Here is a 1,382-nt window from a genome sequence, read left to right as displayed (position 1 = left end):
GCACTATCGCAGCCGGAATCAGTCGAGTTCTGGTGACAGACCGTGCCCCGGCTGGTGGCCGGGAGGCCAGACCGCTGATGGGGTGGCGTGCCCGCCCCGCAGGGCGTGAGCACTGGATCCATTAGGCCGCGTGCCGTGCCTTCCGCAGGCTACGCCGCAGTACTGGGAGCGCACTTGGGGAGGGCTTGTTGCTGCTGATCGGTGACGACTGGGCCGAAGACCACCACGACGTCGAGCTTCAGGACGAGGCCGGCCGCAAGCTCGCCGCCGCGAACCTGCCAGAAGGAGTCGCCGGCATCGCCAAACTCCACGAACTCATTGCCCGTCACGGCGGTGAGCTGGAGCCCGCGGAGGTGGTCGTCGGCATCGAGACCGACCGGGGCTCGTGGGTTCAGACCCTGATCGCTTCCGGCTATCAGGTCTACGCGATCAACCCTCGGCAGGCGGCCCGGTTCAAGGAGCGGTATGCCTCCTCGGGGGCCAAGAGCGACAAGGGCGACGCGCACGCGCTAGCCGACATGGTCCGCATCGACCGCGACCAGCTGCGGCCGGTGGCCGGGGACAGCGATGCGGCCCAGGCCGTCAAGGTCGTTGCCCGCACTCATCAGACCCTGATCTGGGAACGCACTCGCACCTTCCAGCGGCTTCGCAGCACGCTGCGCGAGTACTTCCCCGCCGCCCTGGCCGCCTACGCCGACCTCAGCCTGACCAGTACCGATGCCCTCGAACTGCTGATCAAAGCGCCCACCCCGGCCGCCGGGGCGAAACTGACCCGCACCCAGATCGCCCCCGTCCTGGCCCGCCACCGCCGCCGCCACCGCGACGCAAAAGCAGCCACCATCCAGACCGCGCTGCGGGAGCGGCAGCTTGCTCTGCCCGAACAAGTCACCGCCGCCTACGCCGCGGCCACCACCGCTCATGCACGGCTCATCATCGCGCTGAACGAGCAGATCGCCGCGATGGAAGAGCAGGTGAAGGCCCATTTTCTGAAGCACCCGGACGCTGAGATCTACCTCTCGATGCCCGGTATCGGGGAGATCACCGGCGCCCGGGTGCTCTCCGAGTTCGGAGACGACCACGGCCGATACGCCTCCGCGAAGGCTCGCAAGAACTACGCCGGCACCAGCCCCATCACCCGAGCATCCGGCAAGAGCCATACCGTCCAGGCCCGCTACGTCCGCAACAACCGGCTGGCGGACGCGCTCCAGACCCAAGCCTTCTGCGCGTTGCGGGCCTCGCCCGGAGCCCGCCGCTACTACGACAAGCAACGAGCCCGAGACGTCGGCTACAACCCCGCCCTCCGCCAGCTCGGCAACCGCCTCGTCGGCATCCTCCACGGCTGCCTCAAGACCCGCACCACCTACGACGAAGCAACCGCGTGG

1 protein-coding gene is annotated in these 1,382 nt (G+C 68.6%); it reads left to right on the top strand.

Annotated elements, in window-relative coordinates:
• Window positions 1–188: 188 nt before the first annotated feature.
• The coding region (locus tag IE206_RS42195) for an IS110 family RNA-guided transposase (RefSeq protein ID WP_189972076.1) at window positions 189–1,382 on the top strand (1,194 nt) is incomplete at its 3' end.

It is taken from the genome of Streptomyces violascens (assembly GCF_014649955.1).
Taxonomy (GTDB): Bacteria; Actinomycetota; Actinomycetes; order Streptomycetales; family Streptomycetaceae; genus Streptomyces; species Streptomyces violascens.
This window is presented reverse-complemented; position numbering and strand designations above follow the sequence as displayed.